Below are 17690 nucleotides of genomic sequence, written 5' to 3'. Positions count from 1 at the left end.
GCTGCCTTGTCCCATGACCCACGCCGTTGCGCGTCTGCGCGCCGAACGCCTCGCCCGCAGCACCAAGCCTTTCATCGCTCGAGGTTCTCGCGCGCCGCGATGTGCCGGGTGTCGGGTGATCGAGAGTTACTGCCTGTGTGGATGGAAACCAACGGTCGAGGCCAAGTCAGCGGTTTGTCTGTTGATGTACGACACTGAACCGCTGAAGCCCACCAACACCGGCTGGCTGATCGCTGATGTGATCGAGGACACGGAGGCCTTTAGTTGGTCCAGGACCGATATCGACGAGAAGCTGCCCGCGCTGCTGAACGACCCGCAATGGCAGCCGTACATCGTGTTCCCCGGCGAGTTCGTCGCGGCTGAGCGGGTGGTCACCGAGGTGAAGGTGGAAAACGGCAAGCGCCCGCTGTTCATTCTGCTCGACGCCACGTGGCCGGAAGCGCGCAAAATGTTTCGCAAAAGTCCGTACCTGGATCAACTGCCGGTGTTGAGTCTGGCGCCGGAACACATGTCGCGTTACCGCCTGCGCCGCTCGAAACGCGATGATCACTTCTGCACGGCTGAGGTCGCGGCGCTGTGTCTGGAACTGGCGGACGACCAGCAGGCGGCAAGTGTGCTGGACGCCTATCTGGATGTGTTCAGCGCCCATTATCTGGGCGCGAAGTTTCAACTGCCGATCGATCCGGACGATGCCCCGCACCGCTATTTGAAGGCGTTTATAGAGTGAGCGGTCAGCTGTGCGCTTTCCTCGGCCACAGCTGCGCCAGCAACATCCCCGCCAGCATTAATCCACACCCCACATAGCCGCGTACCTGCAAGGCTTCGCCCAGAATCCAGGCCCCGGCAATGGCCGCAAATACCGCTTCCAGCGACAGGATGATTGCGGCGTGAGAGGCAATCGCATGTTTTTGCGCGACGACTTGCAAGGTGTAGCCGATCCCCACCGCGACCACGCCGCCGTACAGAACAGCAGGCGCTGCCGCGACGATGGCGTCGAGCGCGATGGGTTCGAAAACCAGCGCGAGGATCAGGCTCACCACCGAGCAGGTGACGAACTGCAAAAACGCCAGACGCACCGGGTCGTGACGACTGGCGAACACCCCAACCAGAATCACATGCCCGCCCCAGACGAAGGCGCCAATCAGTTGCAGCCAGTCGCCGGACGCGACGTGAAAGTTCTCGCCCACGCTCAGCAGAAACATCCCCAGCACGGCGAGCAGACAGCCCAGCCACGTACCGATGCCGGTCTTATGCCCGAGGAACAGGCCCAGAATGGGCACTACAATCACATACAGCCCGGTGATGAAGCCTGAATTGGTGACGCTGGTGAACAGCAGGCCGACCTGTTGCAGGTTGATGCCCAGCGCCAGTGCGAGGCCCATCACGATGCCGCCTTGCAGCAAGCCTCGGGTCAGCAGGGGTTCCGGCTGAGGCCCTGTTGCGGGGCGGCGCACTATAAGTGGCAGCAGGCAGAGTGAGCCGAGGGCAAAGCGCAGCCCTGAAAAGAGATAGGGACCGATGTGATCCATGCCAGCGGTCTGAGCGACGAAGCCGCTGCCCCAGATCATCGCGGTCAGGAGCATGAGCAGATCCGCTCGCAGGGCGTGGTTTTGCATGATGGCACTCGTCAAGGCAGGGCCGCGAACTGTGCCGTAAACCGTCAGGCTTGACCACCCCGGCTGTGCTGGGCATCCTTGGCGCCGCGTGAATGTCTGAACGCCGTCATCTGTCTGCTTTGGACGGCATGGCACGCGTCAGATTGACGCACCGTGAAGGCTGGCATCTGCGGATGCCATCGTGAGGGCTGAATCCGTCGGCGCTCACTTATAAACAGGATCATGAAATGACCTACGAAATCCTGATCGCCGATGACCACCCTTTGTTTCGCAGTGCCTTGCACCAAGCCCTCACCCTGGGCCTCGGCCCGGACGCTCGACTGGTCGAAGCCGAAAGCATCGCCGATCTGGAAGCGCGCTTGACTGAAAAGGCCGATTGGGACCTCGTTCTTCTGGACCTCAATATGCCGGGCGCCTATGGCTTTTCAGGGCTGGTATTGCTGCGCGGTCAATACCCGCAGGTGCCGGTGGTGATGGTCTCGGCTCAGGAAGAGGCGGCCGTGGTGGTCAAGTCCCGCGAGTTCGGCGCCAGCGGTTTCATTCCCAAGTCCAGCTCGCTCGAAACCATTCAACAGGCGGTACGGACCGTGCTGGATGGCGATGTCTGGTGGCCCGCGCAGGTCAACGAGAGCGTCAGTGTTTCGGCGGAAGCCAAAGCCGCCAGCGAAGGCCTTGCCAGCCTGACACCTCAGCAATTCCGGGTGCTGACCATGGTCTGCGAGGGGTTGTTGAACAAGCAGATTGCCTATGAGTTGAGCGTGTCAGAAGCGACGATCAAAGCCCACGTGACTGCCATCTTCCGTAAGTTGAACGTACGCACCCGCACCCAGGCGGCGCTGCTGTTGCAACAACTGGAATCGATTTCGCCGAATTGAAAAGCCTGTTTCGGCGCTTTATGTGGCTCTTCAGCGGTGGCTCTTCACACTTTTTTGACCGCCGCTGAACTAGCCTCCACCGTCTTTATTGCTCAGTAGTTTTCTTTATGACGTCCCCATTCAAGGGCCAGACTGGCCTCAAACGTATCCTCAATGCTTCCGGCTATTCCCTCGACGGCCTGACCGCCGCCTTCAAAGGCGAAGCGGCGTTCCGTCAGTTGGTATTGCTCAACGTCATCCTGATTCCGCTGTCGTTCGTGTTTCATGTCAGCCGGGGAGAGCGTGCGATTCTGATCGCCGTGTGCCTGCTGGCACTGATCGTCGAACTGCTGAACTCGGCCATCGAAGCCGCCATCGACCGCATCTCGCTGGACCGCCACCCGCTGTCCAAGAACGCCAAGGACATGGGCAGTGCGGCGCAGTTCGTGGCGTTGAGCATGATTGCCGTGGTGTGGGGGCTTATTTTGCTGGGGTGAGCCTGCCTTCAATGAGCCCAGCGTCGTTTCAGGCGATGCTCGGGAGCACGATCTCGTCGCTGCGCCGCACCCCGGCCGTGAATGCACGGCACAGGTCCAGAAACTCCCGAATCGCGTTGGTCTGATACTTCTGCTTGTGCCAGATGAAGTAAAACTGGCGAACCAGGTCCAGCTCAGGGGTTTCCACCGCCACCAGACTGCCCCGGCGAAACGCGTCACGCAGCGCCAGTCGGGAAATACAGCCAATCCCCAGACCTGACTCCACGGCCCGTTTGATGGCTTCGGTGTGTTCAAGCTCCAGGCGCACGTTGAGGCTGTTGAGGTGATGGCGCATCGATTGATCGAAGGTCAGGCGCGTGCCTGAACCTTGTTCCCGCAGAATCCACGCTTCATGGGTCAATTCCGCCAGTGTCGCGTGGCCGCGTTTGGCCAGCGGGTGCTGTGGCGCGCAAAACACCACCAGCTCATCTTCGACCCACGTCTGGACCTCGATGTCGGGGTGGCTGCAATCGCCTTCGATTAGGCCCAGGTCAATTTCGTAATGCGCCACCTGCTGCACGATGTTGGCGGTGTTCTGCACGTGCAGTTTCACTTGGCTTTCGGGGTGACGCTGCATGAAGCTGCCGATCAGCAGGGTCGCCAAGTAGTTGCCGATGGTGAGGGTGGCGCCGACCGCCAGCGAGCCGAAGCCTGACTTGCCGTTGAGCAGGTCTTCGATTTCCTTGGCCTGATCGAGCAGGGCCACCGCCTGGGGCAGCAGTTGTCGCCCGGTGGCGTTCAGGCTCAGGCGCTTACCGGCGCGGTCGAACAGCTGGCAGCTGGATTGCCGCTCAAGTTCGGTAATTGAGGTGCTGGCCGCCGATTGCGATAGCGACAACAGCACGGCCGCGCGGGAAACGCTTTCCTGCTGGGCCACGGCGACGAACACTTGCAGTTGACGGAGAGTGAATCGCATATCTATATAACCGATAACCCATATCTTGATAATCCAGTTAACAGATATTGTGTCTGCCACTAGAATATCGCGCAATGGCGCTTTCATCGGCGCAGGCAAATTTCAGGAGTTCCCACGTACCATGAGCAACATGAATCACGAGCGTGTCCTCAGCGTTCATCACTGGAACGACACCCTCTTCAGTTTCAAGTGCACCCGTGATCCTGGTCTGCGCTTCGAGAACGGTCAGTTCGTCATGATCGGTCTGCAGCAGCCAAACGGGCGCCCGCTCATGCGTGCCTACTCCATCGCCAGCCCGAACTGGGAAGAGCATCTGGAGTTCTTCAGCATCAAGGTGCCGGACGGCCCGCTGACCTCGCAGCTGCAACACCTGAAAGAAGGCGACGAGATCATCATCAGCAAAAAGCCTACGGGCACACTGGTGCTGGACGACCTCAAGCCTGGCAAACACCTGTACTTGCTGAGCACCGGCACCGGTCTGGCGCCGTTCATGAGTGTCATTCAAGACCCTGAAACCTACGAGCGTTTCGAGAAGGTCATCCTGTGCCACGGCGTGCGTTACGTGAACGAAGTCGCTTACCGCGAGTTCATCACCGAGCACCTGCCGCAAAACGAATTCTTCGGCGAATCGCTGCGCGACAAGCTGATCTACTACCCGACCGTGACCCGCGAGCCGTTCGAAAACGAAGGCCGTCTGACCGACCTGATGCGCAGCGGCAAGTTGTTCAGCGACATCGGTCTGCCACCGATCAACCCGCAGGACGACCGCGCCATGCTGTGCGGCAGCCCGAGCATGCTCGACGAGACCAGTGAAGTGCTGAACAGCTTCGGCCTGACCGTTTCGCCACGCATGCGCGAGCCAGGCGATTACCTGATCGAGCGCGCATTCGTCGAGAAGTAAGCCTTTTCAGCCTGCTGTAACGAGCAGGTACAGGATCGACCCAATCGCGGATGAACCGCTCGCACAGTGACTGTGGGGGCGGATTTGTCCGCGACCGAGTCAGTACAGGCTCTTGCAAATTGGGAGTCTGAAAAAAACCGCCTGGAGGTCACGGACCAGGCGGTTTTTTTGTGGGCATGTTTTGCGCCGTACCTGTATTTGCGTCGTCACTCAGGAGCCGGCTTGCTGGCGAATGGGGCGTGTCAGGCAACTGATGCATTATTGATCTGCCGCATTCGCCAGCAAGCCGGCTCCTACAGAGAGTGTGCGGGATGCGAGGGGGGGGTATGGAGCGGGTCAGGCGCCTGAAGGAACGACTTCCAACACCCGGATCTGTCCCGGCTGCGGGTAGTGCCAGCGTACGTCCAGATCCCAGAACTGCGCGCCGTAACGTCGTTCCGGTGCGGGTTGCTGATAGGCCGGGCGCGGGTCTTGCGCCAGGCATTGCTCAATCAGCTCGATCAACGGTTCGGCCAGACGCAGCCCATGTTCGCGGGCCTGACGCAAGGCGTCGTCGTCCCACGATACCGGGATCAACTCGGGTGCCGCAGCGGCCATGGTGTTGCGGGCATTGATGATAACGTCGGCGTAAGGCACGTAAGGTTTAACGTCCAGCACCGGCGTGCCGTCCAGCAGGTCGATGCCCGACAACCACAGGCGACCGGCTTCGACCTTCTCCAGCTTGACCACCGATTGGCCAATCCCGTTGGGGCGGTGGGTCGCCCGGGTGGCGAACACGCCCATCGACTGATTGCCGCCCAGGCGAGGAGGGCGGACCTTCAAGCGAGGCTTGTCTTCAAGCGCTTCGTGAAACAGAAACAGCAGCCAGACATGACTGACCTGCTCCAACCCCTGCACGGCGTCGCCCTGATCGAACGGAGGCACCAGTTCCAGCACCCCACGAGCGGCAGGGGCAAGCTGCGGCTGGCGGGGGATGGCAAACTTTTCCTTGAAGCAGGAACGGACGAAGCCGATGGGGGATACGCTGTAAGCCTGGCTCATCGAATGGCCGTAAGACTCAGCCACGAACGCGCAGTGTCAGGCCACGCAGGAAGTTGCGCAGCAACTGGTCGCCACACACGCGGTAGTTGTTGTGACCGGCCTTGCGGAACAGCGCGCTCAGCTCCGGCTTGGACACCGGGAAGTCCGACGCCTTCAGGATCGCGTGCATGTCTTCTTCCTTGAGTTCGAAGGCGACGCGCAGCTTTTTCAGCACGATGTTGTTGGTCATCGGCAGCTCGACCGGCAGCGGCGGACGGCTCTCGTCCTTGCCGCGCTTGAAGAAGACCAGCCCGTCGAGGAAGTGCGCCATGATTTCATCGCTGCACGGCTCGAAACCTTCTTCTTCGTCTTTCTTGGTGAAGGCGATGACCTGCGCCTTGGTCACCTCAATGCCGCCCAACTTGGCGATGTCCACCACCTTGGCGTCGCTGATATCGAGCATGTAGCGGATGCTACGCAGTACGTCGTTGTTCATCATGATGCGTGTTTCCTGAGCAATCGGGTGTCAGCGTGCGATGGATCGCGGCGCTCAAAAAAAGGGGGGATTAGAACTTTTCTTTTTCGGTCATGTAGCGCCATTGACCTTCGGGCACCTTGCCGATGGACACGCCGCCGACGCGAATCCGGCGAATGGACACGACCTTTAGGCCTACGGCCTCGCACAACTGGGCGATGACGCCGGGTTGCGGGTTTTTCATGGCGAAGCGCAGGCGGGTTTCGTTCTGCCAGCTGGCTTTGACTTTCGGCAGCTCTTTGCCTTTGTACATCAGGCCGTGGTTCAGGCGGTTGAGGCCGTGAGCGACCATCTCGCCGTCGATTTCGACCACGTATTCCTGCTCGATCTTGCTGCGGTCGTCGGTGAGCTTGCGCAGGATTTTCCAGTCCTGGCTGAACACCATCAGGCCGCTGGCGTTGGCTTGCAGGGTGGAAATCGCTTCCAGGCGCAGGAAGTGACCCTTGAGTGGGCGCTTGCCAAAACTGTGCTCGGCCGACAGTGAGTCAGACGTGATCAGCGGCAATGCCTGCTCGGGGCTCATGCCTGCGGGTACGTTGAACAGAATCGTCACCGCTTCCGGGGTGACCGCCTTGGCGTCCGGGCTGAGGACCACGGTCTGGCCTTCGACCTTGAATTGCGGCTCGTCGACGACGACGCCGTCCACTGTCACCCAGCCGCCTTCGATGAACAGCTCGGCCTCGCGTCTTGAGCAGCCGACCAGCTCGATAAGGCGTTTGGAAAGGCGAATGGGGTCAGTCATGAGAAAAGCCGTAGCAGAAGAGAAAGAGGGCCATTGTACCCGCGCGGGCTCCGTTAATCGCGGCCACATTGAAAATGCCGGGTGAATCGCGCCAATCCTGCGCTTTACACGTCTGCATTCCGTCAACCAAACGCCCTCGGGGCTGGACTAACGGCGCAAATTGCTTTTGACTCTGCGACCTGAAATCCAGGAGTTTCCCCTTTGAAAAAGTCAGTCGCCATCGTTTTCGGTGGGCAATCCTCCGAACATGAAGTGTCGTTGCAATCGGCGCGCAACGTGATCAATGCGATTGATCGCAACAACTACTACATCACCCTGATCGGCATTGACAAACAAGGCCACTGGCTGCGTTTCGACGAGCGCGACTACCTGCAGAATGCCAACGACCCTGCGCACATCAAGCTCAGCGAGTCGGGGCGTCTGCTGTCCCTGAGACCCGGCACCAAAGGCCCGCAATTCGTTGAAGTGGAAACCGGCCTGGACGTGCCGCGCATTGACGTGGTGTTCCCCCTGATCCACGGCAGCACGGGCGAAGACGGCGCGCTGCAAGGCCTGTTGCGACTGCTCGACATCCCGTGCGTCGGCCCTGATGTGCTGGGCTCGGCGGTGTGCATGGACAAGGACGTGACCAAACGTCTGCTGCGTGACGCGGGCATCGCCGTGGCGCCGTTCGCCGTGCTGCACCGGGGCGAGTCGGTGGATTTCGTCAGCGTGTCCGCGCAACTGGGCCTGCCGCTGTTCGTCAAACCGGCGAGCCAGGGTTCGTCGGTGGGCGTGAGCAAAGTGACCGATCAAGCCAGCTACGACGCGGCGTTGAAACTCGCCTTCGACTACGACAACAAAGTGCTGATCGAGCAGGGCATCGTCGGTCGCGAGGTGGAATGCGCCGTGTTGGGCAACCACGAACCGCAAGTCAGCGTGTGTGGTGAAGTGGTCGCCAACGACGAGTTCTACGCCTACGACACCAAATACCTGAACGACGGCCAGGCGCGTACTGCGATTCCTGCCGATCTCCCGTCAGACCTGAGTGATGAAGTCCGAGAGGTCGCGTTGCAGGCCTATCGTGTGCTGGGCTGCGCGGGATTGTCGCGGGTGGATTTTTTCGTCACCGAGGCGCGGGAGATCATCATCAACGAGGTCAACACGCTGCCCGGTTTCACCTCTATCAGCATGTACCCGAAACTCTGGCAGGCCAGCGGACTGGGCTATCCGGAGCTGATTGATCGGTTGATTGTGCTGGCGCTGGAGCGCGCCGACGAGGCCCGCGCCTTGAAAACCGAGGTGGTGCTGTGAAGGTCATCCGCATTGCAGCGGCGTTGCTGATTGGCGCGGACGGGCGAACGCTGCTGGTGCGCAAACGCGGGACCCAGGCGTTCATGCAGCCGGGTGGCAAGATCGACGCGGGTGAAACCGCTGCCGTGGCGTTGGCGCGAGAACTGAACGAAGAGCTGGGCCTGTTGGTTGAGCCAGAGCAGGCGCAGTTTCTGGGAGAGTTTTCGGCGGTGGCCGCGAATGAGCCGGGCTTTGAAGTGAACTGCCAGTTGTATCGGTTGGACGTTGACCAAGCGGTCGTGCCTGCGGCGGAGATCGAGGAAATCGTCTGGGTCGATGCAGAGCGTGTTGATCACCTGCACCTCGCGCCGCTGACCCGGGATTCGATTTTGCCGTTGTACCGGGCGCTTCAAATCGCCTGACGTGTCCGGAACTCAACGCAGGTCAAACCTGTGGGAGCGAATTCATTCGCGAAAATGGGGAAGCGATGCATATGTGTCGCCTGCACTGGCCCATCGCGAATGAATTCGCTCCTACAGATGCCCACGAACACCGCGAGATGTGGGGCCGCTTCGGGTTTAACTGTAGGAGCGAATTTATTCGCGAAACGGATGCACAGCCGATGGTGATTTATCGGATGTACTGCTCTCTCTCGAATGAATTCGCTCCCACAGTTCAAAGCTGCGCGTGGCTGGGCCTCACCTCACCGCGCTCACCCCATCCAGCGTCGAGAACGACGTGTCTTTTGCGGTCAGCAGGAAGTCACGCATGTACGGTGCGTCGAGCATATCGGCGCGAATCGCCGCGTACAGCGTCGCGAACAGCCCTTTCTCACCCAGCCGCTTGGCTTTCACATAGCCCCGCGAGCTGTATTCATGCAGCGCCCAGTGCGGCATCCCACACACGCCTCGGCCGCTGGCGACAAGCTGCATCATCATAACGGTCAGCTCTGACGTGCGCACTTGCGCCGGTTCGATGTCGGCCGGTTCCAGAAAACGCGTGAAGATATCCAGACGATCCCGTTCCACCGGGTAGGTGATCAGGGTTTCGCTCGCCAGGTCTTCCGGCACCACGAACGGCTTGCTCGCCAACGCATGTTGATTGGCCACCGCCAGCATGGCTTCGTAGGTGAACAGCGGCACGTAGGTAATGCCTGGCAGGTCCACCGGATCGGACGTCACCACCAAGTCCAGATCGCCACGGGCCAACGCTGGCAACGGGGCGAAGGCGAAACCCGAGGCCAGGTCCAGTTCGACCTCCGGCCATGCATCGCGAAACTGGTCGATGGTCGGCATCAGCCACTGAAAGCAGCTGTGGCATTCAATGGCCATGTGCAAGCGGCCCGCCACGCCACCGGCCAACCGCGAAATGTCGCGCTCGGCGTTGCGCAGCTGCGGCAGCACCGAATCAGCCAATTGGAGCAGTCGCAGGCCCGCGCTGGTGAACCGCACCGGCTTGGTCTTGCGCACGAACAGCGGCATGCCCATGCGCTCTTCCAATTCCTTGAACTGGTGGGACAGGGCTGACTGCGTCAGGTGCAGCCGGTCAGCGGCATCGACCAGGCTGTCGGCCTCGCGTAGCGCATGCAGGGTTTTCAGGTGGCGTATCTCAAGCACCGGGGCGCTCCATGAATGAATTTTGTGATCAACACGAAAACAATGAGTTTGTCTCATGTGGGGTGAAGTGTCGACAATGGCGCCATCTTTTGTAGGAGACGTCATCATGGTCTCGGCCCATACCCTCGAGTTCGCACCCCTTCAAGCGGGTCTTGAGTTGAAGAAAGCCTTTGAGGCCTATTGGAAAGGCGATGCCAGCGCCCTCGACCGGGTCCCGGAATTCACTCGGGACCAGCGTTTCGAACTCAACTCGGACTCACCACTCGATGAAGTGGAAGAGGCCCAGACGCAGGGCAAACGGGTAATCATCGGCCCGCTGACTTACCTGTGGCTCGGCAAGGCCAAAGCCGACAATTTCGACACGCTCGAATTGCTCGACCGTTTGCTACCGATCTACGGCGACCTCCTCGGGCGTCTCGCCGGACAAGGCGTTGAATGGGTGCAGATCGACGAACCGATTCTGAGCCTTGAGCTGCCACAAGACTGGAAGAACGCGTTCGAGCGCGCCTACCACACCCTGCAGTATTCGCCGTTGAAAAAGCTCATCGCGACCGATTTCGGTGGCCTGGAAGCCAACCTTGGGCTGGCGGTTTCCCTGGCGGTGAATGGCCTGCATGTGGACTTGGTGCGCGCGCCTGAACAGCTGCCTAAGCTGCTGGACCGGTTGCCTACCTATAAAGTGCTGTCCTTGGGCGTGGCCACTGACCTCAACGTCTGGCGCTGCGATCTGCGCGTCGCCCGCGAGCTGTTGAGCGAGGCTAAGGCGCGATTTGGGGAGAACCTGTGGATCACGGATACGGGCGCGTTGCTGGTTAGCCCCGTCGATCAGAACGCGGCTTAAATGTCGGTTTGGCATCCGCAAACGTTTTTCCGGATGCAGTTCAACCCCTGTGAGAGCGAATCTATTCGCAAAAAAAATCGGCCAGGCGACCCACATAAGTCGTCTGCACCGGCCAATCGCGAATAAATTCGCTCCTACAGATGTTCGAGCACACCGGGGAAGTGAGGCTGCCGCGGATTGAACCGTAGGAGCGAATTCATTCGCGAAAAATCGGCCAGGCGACGCACATGTGTCGTCTGCACCGGCCCATCGCGAATAAATTCGCTCCCACAGCACTATGTGCTTTGCCAGATTCATCAAGGGCACGGCGCACCGCTCTTGCTTGAAGCTCGAAGCTCGAAGCTTGCCGCTCAAAAAGCGCCGTTCAGCCCCCTTCATCAAAATGTCACGCAACTGTGGCAGCGCGCTTTGAAAAACTTCATCAGACTCGCGGCCTACTGGGGTTCTGCGTTTCGGTGTTTTTCATGCGGTTTCTATTTTTCTTGGCTGCGCTCATGTGCAGCTTGCCGTCTTTTGCGGCCTCTCGATGCGACGTCAACGTTCCCACGCAAGTGGCCGAGCTCGATGAAGTACACCTGGCGTATCAAAGCGTCGGTCGCGATTCCGACCCTGCGTTGCTGCTGGTCATGGGCCTCGGCGGCCAGTTGATCCACTGGCCGGATGAGGTGGTCGTCGCGCTGTGCCAGCAAGGTTTTCGGGTGATTCGTTACGACAACCGTGACGTTGGCCTGTCGACGTGGGTGCAGGCGCCCGCCACCGCCAACCTCACCTACGAAGTCCTGCGCTACAAGATCGGCCTGCCGGTGTCGGCGCCGTATTCACTGACTGACATGGCGCAGGACGCCTTGGGTCTGATGGACGCGATCCACGTTCAGCGGTTTCATGTGCTGGGCGCGAGTATGGGCGGCATGATTGCTCAGCACTTGGCGGACATGGCGCCGAAACGGGTTGAAAGCCTGACCCTGATCATGACCAGCTCCGGTGCACCGGGCCTGCCGATGCCAAGCCCTGCGCTGTTGCAATTGCTGGCCCGTCGCGGCGCACCAGATCGTCAAACGGCGCTGGAGCAACAAGCGGATTTGCTGGCGGCGCTGGGGAGTCCGGAAGTCAAAGATGATCGCCAGAAGCTGTTGCAGCAGGCGGCGATTTCCTACGACCGAGCGTTCAACCCCGAAGGGGTGAAGCGGCAGATTCTTGCGATTCTGGCCGAACCGAGCCGCGTCGAACTGTTGAATCGCCTGCGGGTTCCGACGCTGGTGGTGCATGGCACAGCCGATCCGTTGCTGCCGGTGATGCACGGCATTCACGTCGCCGCGCATATTCAGGGCAGTCAGTTGAAGCTGATTCCTGGCCTGGCGCATCGTTTCCAAGAGGCGTTCAAGGCGCCGTTACTCGCGGCGGTGTTGCCGTATCTGCGTGAGCATCGCGAGGATGCGTCCCACGTCGCCCAGCTCTAGACAGGCAAGCTGCAAGAGCGCTGTAGGAGTGAGCTTGCTCGCGATTGTGATTCAGCAGGCGCAACGAGGTTGTCTGACAGGGCGCAATCGCGAGCAAGCTCACTCCTACAGGTTTTTCGCTCGACGACAGAGGCGTATCGTGCACCTTTTCCGCTTTGGAACGAGGCTGCCATGAGTACTCCACTGAAAATCGATTTCATCTCCGACGTCGCCTGCCCCTGGTGCATCATCGGTCTGCGGGCGCTGGATCAGGCGCTGGAGCATCTGGGCGACGAGGTCCAGGCCCAGATTCACTTCCAGCCGTTCGAGCTGAATCCGAAAATGGGGCCTGAAGGCCAGGACATCTTCGAACACATCGCCCAGAAGTACGGCTCCACACGTGAGCAATACCAAGCCAACGCCGAGAACATTCGTCAGCGCGGTGCCGAGTTGGGCTTCGTGTTCAAACAGGGTGACCGGCGCGTTTACAACACCTTCGATGCCCACCGCCTGATTCACTGGGCTGAAGGGGAAGGCAAGCAGCACGCGCTGAAAGAAGCGCTGTTCACGGCCTATTTCAGCCAGCACGCCAACGTGTCTTCCCACCAAATACTGGCTGACGTCGCACAGAAGGTAGGTCTGGATCGCACACGCGCCGAAGCCATTCTTTCGTCTGACGAATACGCAGCCGAGGTGCGTGAGCTTGAACAGCTGTGGGTCTCCCGTGGTGTCAGTTCGGTGCCGACCATCGTCTTCAACGACCAATACGCGGTGTCCGGTGGTCAACCGGTCGACGTTTTCGTCGGTGCCATTCGTCAGATCATCAGTGAACAATCGAGTGTCGTTAACGGCGTCCAATGATCGACTACGCTGAGTGACGTCGTTGCGAGCGACCTTGTTCCAGAGGGATCTTCAAAGCATCCAGCTGGGGCAAAGTCGGTCGCAACTTGACGTAACAGATGTAACAAATCTCTGATTGCAAATTAAAAATAGCTTGCTCCTACCAACCCTTTTCGGATATCAATTTGTACATGATTAGACAGGTTCGATTTGACAAGAAAAAACGCGTAGTCGATGAGCTGGCGCGCCGTATTGAAACCGGTCAGATGGGATCGGGCGAATTGCTGCCGGGTGAAAACTTGCTGGCTCAGGAGTTCAACGTCAGTCGCGGCACGCTGCGTGAAGCGCTGTCCGAGCTCAAGCGTCGCAACTACATCGCGACGCAGACCGGCGTCGGCTCCATCGTGACCTACGACGGTATCTTGCTGGACCAGCGCGCCGGGTGGGCGCAGGCATTGGCCGACACCGGTGCGAAGGTCAGCACCGAGATTCTGCGGCTGGTGACGGTGCAACGGCCTGACCTGGCCGTACGATTCGGCACGGCGGATTTCGTTGCGCTGGATCGGCGCCGCACGGCAGGCGACGGCAGCGTGGTGTCACTGGAGCGGGTATTGATCCCGGCCGTCGATGGCCTGGAAAACCTGCCACAGCACGGGCTGATCGACGATTCACTGACCGTGACCATGGCCGCTCACGGTTACGTCGGGGATCGCGGCGATCAATGGATCGGCGCTGAGCCCCTGAGCAACGATGACGCAGCGCTCATGTTGCGTGAACCGGGCACCGTATTTCTCAAGGCGACACGAACCACGTTCGACCGCCGCGAGCGTTTCATGGAGCACGTCGAGAGTCTTCTGGACCCCGTGCATTTTCGTCTGCATCTGGCATTTGGATCGACTACATGACGGCATTGATCGACACTCGCGACCGCGCGCTGGCCGCCTTCTATGGCCTGGCTTTGGGAGACGCGCTGGGCATGCCCACGCAATCCCTGAGTCGCGAGCAGATCAAGCAGCGCTTCGACCGGATCACCACCCTGACCGCGGCCGACGCCGATCAACCGATTGCGCCGAACATGGTCGCCGGGTCGATCACCGATGACACCGAACAGGCCGTGTTGGTGGCTGAATTGCTCATTGCCGGGGGAGGACTGATCCGTCCTTCTGACTTGGCCCAGAGCCTCATCGACTGGGAAGCGGTGATGCAGGCGAAGGGCTCGCAAGACTTGCTTGGCCCTTCGACCAAACGCGCCATCGAAATGATTCTGGCAGGCCACAGCCCTGAAGAGGCCGGTCGCTTCGGCACCACCAACGGCGCGGCCATGCGCATCACACCGGTCGGGATCGCGGCAGACGTGGCCGATGAGCAGCAGTTCGTCCAGTCAGTGGTGCAAGCCTGTCAGGTCACGCACAACACCACCCTTGGCATTTCCAGCGCAGCCGCTGTGGCAGCCGTCATCTCGGCGGGGATCAACGGCGTCGGCCTCGGTGACGCATTGGACATCGGCGCGCGGATCGCCGAGCGGGCCGAGCGCCATGGTCACTGGATCGCAGGCGGACGCATCTCGGCGCGCATCGTCTGGGCCAAACAGCTTTGCGCTCAAGCGAGCAACGAACAACTGCCCGATCTGATTTATGACGTGATCGGCACCTCGGTGGCGTCTCAGGAATCGGTCATTGCCGCGTTCGCATTGGCGCATCAGGTTGCGTCCGGCCAACTGTCGGCCTTCGACGCGCTGTGCATGGCGGCCAGTCTCGGCGGCGACACGGACACCATCGCGGCGATCCTCGGGGCCATGTTGGGTGCGTGTCACGGCATGCACGCCTGGCCCGCCGATCTGATCGAGCAGGTCCAGATGGTGAACGGGCTTGAGCTTTCCACGCTGGTCGAACACTTGTTGTCCTTGCGCGCGGACTGACCGACGCGGGCACGTCCGCGTGCCGAAATGAATAAGAGAGATCCACATGTCGCCTTGAATATTAAGGCGACCGGGGGTTCCTGCGCCTCGCGGAAGGCGCGATAACCTCCATCCGACACGGACGTCACTTGCTTTGCGTACTGCCCACAACCAGAACAAATGGCAACAGGAGCATTTCCCATGACGTCATCCAACGCCGCACAAGGCGCAGGTCAGCTTGAAACACGCGGCATCGAGCCGGTTCCGGAAAACGAGTGCAACGGCCATCCGCTGCAACTGTTCTGGGTCTGGTTCGCGGCCAACATCAGCATTCTCGGTTTGCCGCTCGGCGCGACTCTGGTGGCCTTTCGCGGGCTTTCCATCGGGCAGGCCATCATCGTGGCGATCCTCGGCGCTGCGGGCTCTTTTGCCGTCGTCGGGGTGATTTCCATCGCCGGTCGCCGAGGCCGTGCGCCGAGTCTGACACTCTCACGCGCCATCTTCGGCATGCGCGGCAACATCGGCCCTACCATCGTTTCACTGATGTCCCGGCTCGGCTGGGAAACGGTCAACACCACCACGGCGGCGTTCGTGCTGCTGTCGCTGTGTTCGATCCTGTTTGGCACGGCGGTGGAGGCTAAAAACTCGCCCGTCCTGACCCTGATCTTCATTGCGATTTTCGTGCTGATGACCCTCACCGTTTCCGGCCTGGGCCACGCGACCTTGCTGGTCATCCAGAAGTGGGCGACGTACATCTTCGGCGCGTTGAACATCGTGGTGGGCGGGTTCCTGATTGCGCACATCGATTGGAACGCCGTGTTCGCCGCCACGCCTGCACCGGTCAGCGCGATGATTATCGGCGTCGGCACCATGGCTGCAGGCACCGGCATCGGTTGGGCCAACGCGGGCGCCGACATGTCGCGCTATCAGCATCGCAGCGTCAAGGCCACCCGGCTGGTGGCTTCGGCCGCGTTTGGCGCAGGCATTCCGCTGGTGCTGCTGATCACCCTCGGCGGGCTGCTGTCGGTGGGCAACGATCACCTGGCCTCGGCCACCGACCCGATCATCGCCATTCGCGAGCTGCTGCCGACCTGGATGGCCGTTCCGTACCTGATCACTGCGTTCGGCGGGCTGTTGCTGTCGAACAACCTGTCGGTGTACTCGGCGGGCCTCACCACGCTGACCCTCGGCCTGAAGATCAAACGCGTGCACGCGGTGATCGTCGACATCGTGGCGATCTTCTGCGGGTCGATCTACTTCATGCTGATCGCTGACAGCTTTTACGGTCCGTTCATTACCTTCATCTCGATGCTGGCGGTGCCGATCACCGCGTGGGTCGGGATTTTCGTGGTTGACCTGCTCCATCGCCATGTCTATTCCGCGAAAGACCTGATGGACGTCTCGCCGCGCAGCGCCTACTGGTACAGCGGCGGTGTGGAATGGCGTGCGGTCGGCGCGTGGGCGTTGGCTATCGTGTTGGGGTTCAGCTTCACCACCGTCGCCACCACGCCGGAAAATGTCTTGTTCAAAGGCTTCCTGTCCGACTCCTGGTTCGGCCATAACGGCTTGGGCTGGATCGTGACCTTCGTGGTCGCAGGCGGTCTGTATGCCATCCTCGGCGGTTCCCGCGACCGCCGTGTCGTCACTGAAGAGGCTGCTCATGCCCGCTAGATTGCTGTACACCGGCCAGGTCGTTGTTGACCTGGTCATGGGGCTCGACGCCTTGCCACGCTCGGGGGGCGACGTCCTCGCCCGCTCCGCGCAATTCGAGGTCGGTGGCGGTTTCAACGTCATGGCCGCTGCCTGTCGCAATGGCTTGCAGACGGTCTACCTTGGACGGCATGGCTCCGGGCGGTTTGGCGATCTGGCGCGCCAGGCGCTGGCGGTGGAAGGCATAGAAGCCGCCACGCCAGTGTCCGACGATCAGGACACCGGCCTCTCGGTCGCCCTGATCGAACCGTCGGCGGAGCGCTCGTTCATCTCCTATGTGGGCGCCGAGGGCGGGTTGTCGGCTATGGATTTGAGCAGCGTTGTCGTGCAGCCCGACGACTACGTGTTCGTCAGCGGTTACAGCCTGCTGCACAAGGGCAAAGTCTCGACGCTGCTGACGTGGCTGGGCGGTTTGCCGAACGGAACGAACGTGGTGTTCGATCCGGGCCCGCTGGTGAGCTCGCCGGAGGGCGCCGAGATGCAAGCGGTCTTGCCGATGATTACGCTGTGGACCAGCAACTGCGAAGAGGCGCTGCGGTTTACCGGGTGCGAGGGGATCGGCGATGCCCTTGAGAAACTCGCGCAGTGGCTGAACGAGGACGCGTTGATTGTCGTGCGTGACGGCCCGCAAGGTTGCTGGCTTCGACAGGGCCGTGATGCGCAGCATGTGCGCGGTTTTCCGGTGAGGGCCATCGACACCAACGGCGCGGGCGACGCCCATGCCGGAGTATTGCTGGCAGGTTTAGCGGCGGGGCTTTCGGCTGAGCAAGCGACATTGCGGGCCAACGCGGCAGCGGCGATCGCCGTGACCCGGTGGGGGCCGGCGACCGCGCCTGTGGCCGCAGAGGTCGACGCGTTGATCGAGGCGGAGGAGGGCTAAATCTGTGGGAGCGAATTCATTCGCGAGGGGCCGTTACAGCCGATACACCTTCATAGGATGTACAACCGCATCGCGAAT

The 17690-nt window shown here is 60.7% G+C and carries 18 protein-coding genes and 1 pseudogene; 13 read left to right on the top strand and 6 right to left on the bottom strand.

Going from position 1 to position 17690, the window contains the following annotated elements; all coding sequences use genetic code 11:
* Window positions 1-13: 13 nt before the first annotated feature.
* Window positions 14-727, top strand: a complete 714-nt coding sequence (locus AAEO81_RS24525) for a tRNA-uridine aminocarboxypropyltransferase (protein WP_341959588.1) — start codon at window positions 14-16, stop codon at window positions 725-727.
* 4 nt (window positions 728-731) lie between these two features.
* Here the strand turns inward: AAEO81_RS24525 and AAEO81_RS24520 are convergent, their stop codons facing one another.
* Window positions 732-1616, bottom strand: coding sequence for a DMT family transporter (locus tag AAEO81_RS24520; RefSeq protein ID WP_341959587.1), 885 nt, complete (start codon window positions 1614-1616; stop codon window positions 732-734).
* 227 nt (window positions 1617-1843) lie between these two features.
* Here AAEO81_RS24520 and erdR point away from each other — a divergent pair, with 227 nt between their 5' ends.
* Together erdR and AAEO81_RS24510 are read left to right on the top strand one after the other, a co-directional pair.
* A complete protein-coding gene (gene erdR, locus AAEO81_RS24515; RefSeq protein ID WP_166593507.1) occupies window positions 1844-2491 on the top strand; it encodes a response regulator transcription factor ErdR in 648 nt (215 codons plus the stop codon).
* A 107-nt stretch (window positions 2492-2598) separates the two neighbouring features.
* Complete coding sequence (locus tag AAEO81_RS24510) at window positions 2599-2967, top strand: diacylglycerol kinase (RefSeq protein WP_172611002.1); 369 nt, start codon at window positions 2599-2601, stop codon at window positions 2965-2967.
* A gap of 28 nt (window positions 2968-2995) precedes the next feature.
* Here the strand turns inward: AAEO81_RS24510 and AAEO81_RS24505 are convergent, their stop codons facing one another.
* The gene (locus tag AAEO81_RS24505) at window positions 2996-3922 is read right to left on the bottom strand and encodes a LysR family transcriptional regulator (RefSeq protein WP_166593505.1); all 927 of its coding nucleotides are present in this window, start codon (window positions 3920-3922) and stop codon (window positions 2996-2998) included.
* A 121-nt stretch (window positions 3923-4043) separates the two neighbouring features.
* Here AAEO81_RS24505 and fpr point away from each other — a divergent pair, with 121 nt between their 5' ends.
* Entirely contained in the window at window positions 4044-4823 is a 780-nt protein-coding gene (gene fpr / locus AAEO81_RS24500; protein WP_005616041.1) for a ferredoxin-NADP reductase, read from the top strand.
* A 336-nt stretch (window positions 4824-5159) separates the two neighbouring features.
* On the opposite strand, the gene tsaA is transcribed toward fpr, so the two are convergent.
* From tsaA to AAEO81_RS24485, 3 genes are all read right to left on the bottom strand, one after another.
* The gene (gene tsaA / locus AAEO81_RS24495; protein WP_341964608.1) at window positions 5160-5864 is read right to left on the bottom strand and encodes a tRNA (N6-threonylcarbamoyladenosine(37)-N6)-methyltransferase TrmO; all 705 of its coding nucleotides are present in this window, start codon (window positions 5862-5864) and stop codon (window positions 5160-5162) included.
* 16 nt (window positions 5865-5880) lie between these two features.
* Complete coding sequence (locus AAEO81_RS24490; protein ID WP_166593503.1) at window positions 5881-6342, bottom strand: DUF1456 family protein; 462 nt, start codon at window positions 6340-6342, stop codon at window positions 5881-5883.
* A gap of 67 nt (window positions 6343-6409) precedes the next feature.
* On the bottom strand, window positions 6410-7120 hold the full coding sequence (locus tag AAEO81_RS24485) for an rRNA pseudouridine synthase (RefSeq protein ID WP_341959586.1): 711 nt from the start codon (window positions 7118-7120) through the stop codon (window positions 6410-6412).
* Between the two features lie 201 nt (window positions 7121-7321).
* On the opposite strand from AAEO81_RS24485, the gene ddlA reads away from it, so the two are divergent.
* Both ddlA and AAEO81_RS24475 read left to right on the top strand, forming a co-directional pair.
* Window positions 7322-8413 carry a D-alanine--D-alanine ligase gene (gene ddlA, locus AAEO81_RS24480; protein WP_341959585.1) on the top strand — a complete coding sequence of 364 codons (1092 nt, stop codon included), beginning with the start codon at window positions 7322-7324 and terminating at the stop codon, window positions 8411-8413.
* Complete coding sequence (locus tag AAEO81_RS24475) at window positions 8410-8814, top strand: NUDIX domain-containing protein (RefSeq protein WP_341959584.1); 405 nt, start codon at window positions 8410-8412, stop codon at window positions 8812-8814. The genes ddlA and AAEO81_RS24475 overlap by 4 nt, the downstream gene beginning before the upstream one ends.
* 276 nt (window positions 8815-9090) lie before the next feature.
* On the opposite strand, the gene metR is transcribed toward AAEO81_RS24475, so the two are convergent.
* Window positions 9091-10008 carry a transcriptional regulator MetR gene (metR, locus tag AAEO81_RS24470; RefSeq protein WP_166593499.1) on the bottom strand — a complete coding sequence of 306 codons (918 nt, stop codon included), beginning with the start codon at window positions 10006-10008 and terminating at the stop codon, window positions 9091-9093.
* 106 nt (window positions 10009-10114) lie between these two features.
* On the opposite strand from metR, the pseudogene AAEO81_RS24465 reads away from it, so the two are divergent.
* The 7 genes and pseudogenes from AAEO81_RS24465 to AAEO81_RS24435 form a co-directional block, all read left to right on the top strand.
* A pseudogene (locus AAEO81_RS24465) lies at window positions 10115-10834 on the top strand (5-methyltetrahydropteroyltriglutamate--homocysteine S-methyltransferase); the annotation flags it as partial.
* Between the two features lie 479 nt (window positions 10835-11313).
* A complete protein-coding gene (locus AAEO81_RS24460; RefSeq protein ID WP_341959583.1) occupies window positions 11314-12306 on the top strand; it encodes an alpha/beta hydrolase in 993 nt (330 codons plus the stop codon).
* A 171-nt stretch (window positions 12307-12477) separates the two neighbouring features.
* A complete protein-coding gene (locus AAEO81_RS24455; RefSeq protein WP_341959582.1) occupies window positions 12478-13146 on the top strand; it encodes a DsbA family oxidoreductase in 669 nt (222 codons plus the stop codon).
* Between the two features lie 170 nt (window positions 13147-13316).
* Window positions 13317-14030, top strand: coding sequence for a GntR family transcriptional regulator (locus tag AAEO81_RS24450; protein ID WP_341959581.1), 714 nt, complete (start codon window positions 13317-13319; stop codon window positions 14028-14030).
* Window positions 14027-15043, top strand: a complete 1017-nt coding sequence (locus AAEO81_RS24445; RefSeq protein WP_341959580.1) for an ADP-ribosylglycohydrolase family protein — start codon at window positions 14027-14029, stop codon at window positions 15041-15043. The genes AAEO81_RS24450 and AAEO81_RS24445 overlap by 4 nt, the downstream gene beginning before the upstream one ends.
* A 180-nt stretch (window positions 15044-15223) precedes the next feature.
* Window positions 15224-16693 (top strand): cytosine permease, encoded by a 1470-nt coding sequence (locus AAEO81_RS24440; RefSeq protein ID WP_341959579.1) that lies wholly within the window; start codon window positions 15224-15226, stop codon window positions 16691-16693.
* A complete protein-coding gene (locus AAEO81_RS24435; protein WP_341959578.1) occupies window positions 16683-17612 on the top strand; it encodes a PfkB family carbohydrate kinase in 930 nt (309 codons plus the stop codon). Before AAEO81_RS24440 ends, AAEO81_RS24435 begins: the two co-directional genes overlap by 11 nt.
* Window positions 17613-17690 lie beyond the last annotated feature (78 nt).

The sequence above is a fragment of the Pseudomonas sp. RC10 genome, assembly GCF_038397775.1.
GTDB lineage: Bacteria > Pseudomonadota > Gammaproteobacteria > Pseudomonadales > Pseudomonadaceae > Aquipseudomonas > Aquipseudomonas bambusae.
This window is presented reverse-complemented; position numbering and strand designations above follow the sequence as displayed.